Raw genomic sequence first — 6228 nt, 5'->3', positions numbered from 1 at the left:
TCCGCCGGATACGGAGACTTCCGTCCCACCAAGACACCCTTCCTCGGATCTGCAAGATCCATTGTCAGAGTGTCCACACCACCGGGGTCGCCTCAGCATGCGGCGCTGCCGCTACCGAGGACAGGGAAAGGCCCACATCCAGCACGTGTTGACGGCCATCGCCGTCAACATCGAGCGCCTCAGCCAACTGCCACCAACCGAGGAATCACCTGCTCCTCGCCGACCGACTGCCTTCCAGAACTACCTCGACCAGCGCGAGATGCCCCGGCCGAAGTCATGGCGAACCCTGGGCACCTGACCTCGACGGTCCAAGACCCCCGACAGAGTCAAGCTGAGACCAAACGGCTGCGCAGTGGTGACTACGGGCAGGTCTCCTGGTACCTGACCGCAGTGAACTCGACAGGCTGCCCACGCAAGGCGACACCAGGACTGGGGGATTGGGTACATACCTGCCAGTTGCTCTCCAGGATCACGGTGCGATCACCGGTCGCATCGGTCACGGTGATCGACGTCCCCGAGCTGAGAGCCTCACGGGCGGCTTTCACGGACTTGCCGGCCAGGTTCGGCATCTTGCTGCCTACAACTTCCTGCTCCTTCTGATCCTTCGCGGGGCACGCCTCTTCGAGCTTCACGGTGCCGAAGTCCAGCTCGGTGTCGACCGGGATGGTCTTGCCCGGCGCGTAGTTCTGCCAGCAGACTTTCCAGTTCCGGTCCAACGCCTGCAGCCGATCCCGCCCGACACTGTCGTGAGACTTCAGGCTGAAGAAGCCGTCAGCCTGCGCCTTGTCCTGAGCGGACTGCAGTCCCATGCCCACGAAGTTTGCGACCGCCTTGCGCTCGACAGGCTTGTCGTTCCTCGCTGACGGCGTCGTAACCGGCACGGTGATGGAAGGAGGTGGCGCAGCGGGCTGCTGGCTGGTGGTGGCCGGGTCGCAGCCGACCAGGGTCACAGCGGCCAGACAACCGAGCGCGGCAGCAAGCGTGCGGGTGTTCAAGTGGTCCCCCACAGGTGGTTCATGGAGAGATGACCGTAGCGGGCCCGCATGGGCGAAGAGAGTCACATGTTCGCTGGTGGCGCAATTATGACCAGAAGGGCAGGAAAGGTGCCCGTCGGGCCACTTGCTGCGTTGTCTCTGAAGTCCCCTGCCTGGGCCTCTCACTCGGGATACACATGCCGACTCTGGAAACGCATCGACTCGCTCGCCCTCTACAGCCATCGAGTCGTGCCCGATGAGGCGATCTCGCCGAGGGTGACGCCCAACCTTCCTGTTCGTCGCGGAAGGTAGTGGACCAAAGGGGTGGCGCCGCACAGCTCCTCCGCAGGCTGTCAGACGGCCGACACGGCGTATGTCCAGTACGGGTTGGGCTCTAACGGAAACTCTGGTATCGGCTCGTTGGGTCGTCGACGCCGGTCAAGGGCATCGGCGACCTTGAGCAGCTCCCGTGCCTCCGCCTGTGCTGCGGGCCCGTCCTCCCATGATGCGACGGAGCGGGCCCAGCGGGACCAGTGGAGGCACTCAGGTGAGCAGTAAGGTCGGAGACGGTTGGTCTTCCCGATCGTCCGCCCGCGGGGGAACCGGCAGCCGGAACGCCTGCACCTTCGATCGATCACAAGCCCCCCAATGGTCAAGGATGGAAAAGCCGCGAAGGAACCCCTTCGCGGCCGGTCCGCTTATAGGGCCACAGTTCACGAAGTCGACCTTGCGGCTACGGTTCGATCGGTCGTGAACATACCCTGTGTCGATCCGGCCAGCCTCTAACGGACCCCAGTCAGCTCGGGTTCACTGCTATGGTTCGCCGGGTCGTCACCGAGCTGGCTTCGTCACTGACGTCCGACACCGCAAAGGTGCCGAATTCGCCGGCAACATGAGGGTGTCAGGGTGCCGGGGGTACCCCGGACTGCAGCGGGTGCTGGCCGCCGCGCTTGCGCAGAGCCGACAACACCCTTGGGCCTTGACCCCGGATCTGTATGTGGTGGGGATGCCGATGTGGATGTGGGTGACGCGGACTGCTACGACGTACGGACCGGCGACCGCGACCGCGGGTGGTGTCACGGTCACTGCCACCGCGCGGGTAAACCGACGTCCTGATCGAGGGTCGGTTTCGTGAGCCCCCGCATGCCGCGTCATCCTGAGCACGGCATAGGGCCCGTCCTGGCCGCGGCGTTCATCGCCCACACCGGCGGAGACATGAGTGTCTTCGGCAGCCCTGACCGCCTCGCCGGGGTCGCCGGCCTGGCCCCGGTTCCCAGGGACTCTGGACGGATCAGCGGCAATATGCGCCGCCCACGGCGCTACTGCCGACGCCTGCTGCGGGTCTCTACATGTCCGCGCAGGTCGCTGCTCGCTGTTGCCCTACCTCGAAGGCGTTCTACGACCGCAAGAGAGCCGAAGGTAAGGACCACAGGCAAGCAGTCATCGCCCTCGCGCGGCGTCGATTGAACGTTCTTTGGGCCCTCATACGCGACGGCCGAATCTTCGAGATCGCCGCTCTGCCCAGCCCTGCCGTGCTCGGATGAATCGCTCACAGCGCGTCACCGAATGAGGTTGACAACTTCTGTGAGTCTTTTGGGCGGCTGGTCCGGGACCGGCTGGCAGGGTTGACGTCGGTCGCCTCACCGCAGTCGTGACTCGTGACAACAGTGGCCCCCAAAGGTGCCTTGCTAATGAACTGTCCGACTGCGGTGGGTGGCCGGCGCCGACCCGGCCCACCTCGGTGGCCTGATAGAAGCCTGCCCGACCCCCAGGGGTCGTGGCCCGTCACAGTTCTGCCTCGAAGTGACCTCTCCCGGGCACGGCACCGGTCCACGGCGACCGGGATCACCGTCTCACGGAGAGGAACCCTGATCGCGTGAACACCATTGTTGCCCACACTCGTTCGTTCGTCGTCGGCGTCGACACCCACGCCAGGACTCATACCTACGCCGTGCTCGCCGCCAACGGCGAGCACCTGGGCACGGAGACCTTCCCCAATACCCACGCCGGCAGGACCCGTGCGATCGCCTGGGCCGGACGCCGCACCGACGGAGACCTTGGTGTCCTGTGGGTCATCGAGGGCGCCGGCAGCTACGGGGCTCAGATTGCCCGCCAGACGGCGCTCGCCGGCTACCAGGTGGCCGAAGCCGCCCGCATGGGCCGCACCGGTCGGCGTGGGGTCGGTAAGTCCGACCCGATCGACGCCCGACGCATCGCCGCAGCCGTACTCCCGCTCTCCGAAGAGCAACTGCGCACCCCTCGGATGGATGAGGGGATCCGAGCAGCGGCCCAGATCCTCCTCACCGCCCGGGACGAGCTCACCGGTGAGCGGACCCGGACGGTGAACGCCCTGACCGCCCTCGTGCGGCTCGCCGACCTCGGCATCGATGCCCGGCGTTCCCTCGGCGCGAAGAAGATCTGCGAGATCGCTCGCTGGCGCCCCCGTGAGGAAGACCTTGCAACCGCCACCGCCCGCACCGAGGCCGTCCGGCTCGCCAAGAGGATCCTCACCCTCGACACCGAGCTCTCGGACAACATGAACCGGACTGGCGAGCTCGTCGATGCCAGCCCCGCCGCCGGCCTCATCCGGGAAACCGGCATCGGCCCCGTCACCGCCGCCACCGTCCTGGTCGCCTGGTCCCACCTGGGACGCGTCCGCGACGAGGCCGCGTTTGCCGCCCTCGCCGGCGTCAGCCCCATACCCGCGTCCTCGGGCAACACCACCCGCCACCGGCTCAACCGCGGCGGCGACAGGCGTCTCAACCGCGCCCTGAACGTCATCGCCATGGTCCACATGGTCCATCACCCCCAGACCCGCGCCTACACCGACCGACGACGAGCCGAAGGCAAGACAGACCGAGAGATCCGCCGCTGTCTCAAGCGCTACCTCGCCCGACGCCTCTACCGCCACCTCAACAACGCCTCCGCAACGGCACCAGGGGTTGACGAGACATAGAAGCTTCATTGGGAATCAGTAGGTGTCCAGGCATCCACCAGCCCGTCGAAGAACGCCGCCCGCAGCGGCGCTTCCCGCCGCAGCCGCTCCGGGTCGACGAAATAGAACTTGGCGGTCTCGGACAGGTCTTCGTTAGGGTTGGTCGCACCGTACCTGGTGATCGGACGCTCACCGGCGAAGTTCGGCCAGCCCTCGGCGTCAAAGGTCCTGGTCCGTTCACTGAACTGAGCCAGTTTCGCAGTGAGTTCTGTGGCGATCCGCTCGGAGGCCCTGCCGGAAAGCTCGTTCTCCTTCCTGGCGAAGGCGTCCGGATTCTGCTGCGCGAGCTCGGCGATCGCCGCCGCGTGCCTGGGCGAGCTCTGCGCGAACCTATCCCGCAGCAGCAGCGACGCCTTGATGGATGCCTTGAAGTCCTCCATCGGCGTCCAGACCTTGCTGAGCGGCGGCTCGGCGCCGTCGAGCAACTTCGGTGTGCCGTCCGGGTTCCAATTGCCGAACGCCTCGGTGAACTCCGGCAGCGCGTACTTCAGCAGGCCATGGGCCAGTTCATGCGTCGCGGTACCCTCGATCTCGCGGACGCCGCCACCGAAATCCTTGCTGACCAGCGCCATCGCGTAGAGATTGATTGCCTTCTGTGAGGCGATGTACTCCGCCCCCATACCGGGGGCCGGCCTCTTGTTCTCCAAACCCATCGTGACAGCTGCGACGGTGATGACTTCCTGCGCGTGCTCCGCACGCGTGGAACCGCGCCGCCGCGCACCCAAGATCGGCCCGTAGTGCTCGAGCGCCTCCGCGACTCCCTGGACCTCATCGGGGTGCCACTTGCGTGGTCGGACCTTGGCGAGAGACTTCTCGTCCGCGCCTTTGTTGCTGACCTTTACCGCCTCGACACCTGTCGCGCAGTTCGCCCGCACGCCGAAATCCTGGCTGAACTTCTCCAGCAGAGGGAGGGCTACGCTCTTCACCTGCTCCGCATCGTCGGCAGTGGAGGTGCTGCCTCGGGCGGCTTCGGCACCGTGTGGCCCTCGGAGAAGGTATGTGTAGTGGTCCCGGGCTCCTTGCCACTGCTGGAGGGCGGCGGATCTCAGATGCTCATTGCGCTGGTCTTGCAGATCGACCCTGCGGAGCGGTGGTGCGACCAGAGGGGCGATATCTTCGTGGCGCAGGCCGGTCAGCGAGTAGAGCCCTTTGCCTGCTGTGCGGATGAACCCATGTCCGGCTTCGGCCGCAGTGTCGCCCGTGCCGCTGGTGGTAGAGGGTTGGTGTAGGGCGCATGCCGTTTCGGTGAGAGCGACAGTGATGGCCTGGTCGCGCAGGTGCTGATTCTCTGCGGGAGCGCTGTCGTATCCCGGGTGGCGGGTCTTGCCTTTGCCGGTGGTCTTGGGGTGCTGGGGTTCGACGTTTCGTGCCGCGGCGATCGCGGCGAGGACGAACGCTGTGTGCTGCTGGTAGAGCGCGTCGCTGCGGAGCGGATCCTGAAGGAGGTGGCCGGCCAGGATCTCCCATGACCCGGCGATGGTGTCGTACGCTTGCTCGGCCGTCATCCGGTGGGTGGTGACGAGAGTGGTGACGATTTGTTCGTACGCCGACGGGTCGAGCGAACGGGGGCGGGCAGAGCGCGGCGGGACGGCCGTGGGGGCGGTCTGCCGACCCGGCGAAGGGGAGGGAAGGCGGGCAGCGATCAGCGTTTGCGCGACCCAATCCGCGACGCTGCCACCGCTGTCCGGCTCGCCGTTGTGCGGGGGTAGTTCCGGTCCGATGGGTACGCGTTGGGTTCCTGCGCGGGGATCTGCGGTAGCAGCGTTGTGATGCGGGGGCGGGGCGCTTTCGCCGAGGCCTTCCCCGATTTCAACGGATATGGGTGCGTTCTCCGGGAGTTTCCCCGTGCGTGTTCCGGAGATTGCTGTGGCGGTGTCTTCCCCGGTGGGGGTTTGGTGGGGTGTGTCTTGGCTGGTCGGCGGAGTGGTGGGCTGGGGGTCGTCCTTGGATGTGCGGGGGGCGTGAGGTCCGCCGCCGGGCAGGGCCAGGGGCTGGCCGCCGTTACGGGTCGGGGAGGTGGCGGCTGTGAGTGGTGGCGTCCGGAGTTCTGTGGGATTGGTTTCCTGTCGAGTCCCGACCGCTGGCCGTTCCGTGGCCGCTGGCGGCGTGGCGGCTGTTGCGCGGGTGGTCCTATCGGTGCCGGTGCGCGCAAGGGGGACTCGTGGCGGGGAGTGTTGGTCGTTGTTCTCCAGGGGGCGCCACCGGTCGGTGCCTACCTGGCCGGATCCGGTCAGGTGGTAGCCAGGGAGTTCGGCCGGT

At 66.6% G+C, this 6228-nt stretch carries 4 protein-coding genes and 1 pseudogene; 3 read left to right on the top strand and 2 right to left on the bottom strand.

The genetic code is table 11. The annotated features are described in order from the left end of the window. Positions 1-97: 97 nt before the first annotated feature. Positions 98-298 carry a transposase gene (locus ACIA8E_RS41385; RefSeq protein WP_399307214.1) on the top strand — a complete coding sequence of 67 codons (201 nt, stop codon included), beginning with the start codon at positions 98-100 and terminating at the stop codon, positions 296-298. A gap of 61 nt (positions 299-359) precedes the next feature. Here ACIA8E_RS41385 and ACIA8E_RS41380 read toward each other — a convergent pair whose 3' ends face one another. Next, positions 360-995 (bottom strand): hypothetical protein, encoded by a 636-nt coding sequence (locus ACIA8E_RS41380; RefSeq protein WP_399307212.1) that lies wholly within the window; start codon positions 993-995, stop codon positions 360-362. A 1082-nt stretch (positions 996-2077) separates the two neighbouring features. On the opposite strand from ACIA8E_RS41380, the pseudogene ACIA8E_RS41375 reads away from it, so the two are divergent. Both ACIA8E_RS41375 and ACIA8E_RS41370 read left to right on the top strand, forming a co-directional pair. Beyond that, positions 2078-2518 (top strand): annotated as a pseudogene (locus ACIA8E_RS41375) (transposase); the annotation flags it as partial. Between the two features lie 332 nt (positions 2519-2850). Then, positions 2851-3930 (top strand): IS110 family transposase, encoded by a 1080-nt coding sequence (locus ACIA8E_RS41370; protein ID WP_399307210.1) that lies wholly within the window; start codon positions 2851-2853, stop codon positions 3928-3930. 5 nt (positions 3931-3935) lie between these two features. On the opposite strand, the gene ACIA8E_RS41365 is transcribed toward ACIA8E_RS41370, so the two are convergent. Next, positions 3936-5474 (bottom strand): hypothetical protein, encoded by a 1539-nt coding sequence (locus tag ACIA8E_RS41365; RefSeq protein ID WP_399307208.1) that lies wholly within the window; start codon positions 5472-5474, stop codon positions 3936-3938. Positions 5475-6228 lie beyond the last annotated feature (754 nt).

Source organism: Streptomyces sp. NPDC051664 (assembly GCF_044453545.1).
Lineage (GTDB): Bacteria > Actinomycetota > Actinomycetes > Streptomycetales > Streptomycetaceae > Streptomyces.
This window is presented reverse-complemented; position numbering and strand designations above follow the sequence as displayed.

Excerpts from the sequence above, each read along its gene's own strand:
- ACIA8E_RS41385 (WP_399307214.1), top strand. The coding sequence starts at position 98 with ATGCGGCGCTGCCGCTACCGAGGACAGGGAAAGGCCCACATCCAGCAC.
- ACIA8E_RS41365 (WP_399307208.1), bottom strand. The coding sequence starts at position 5,474 with ATGACGGCCGAGCAAGCGTACGACACCATCGCCGGGTCATGGGAGATC.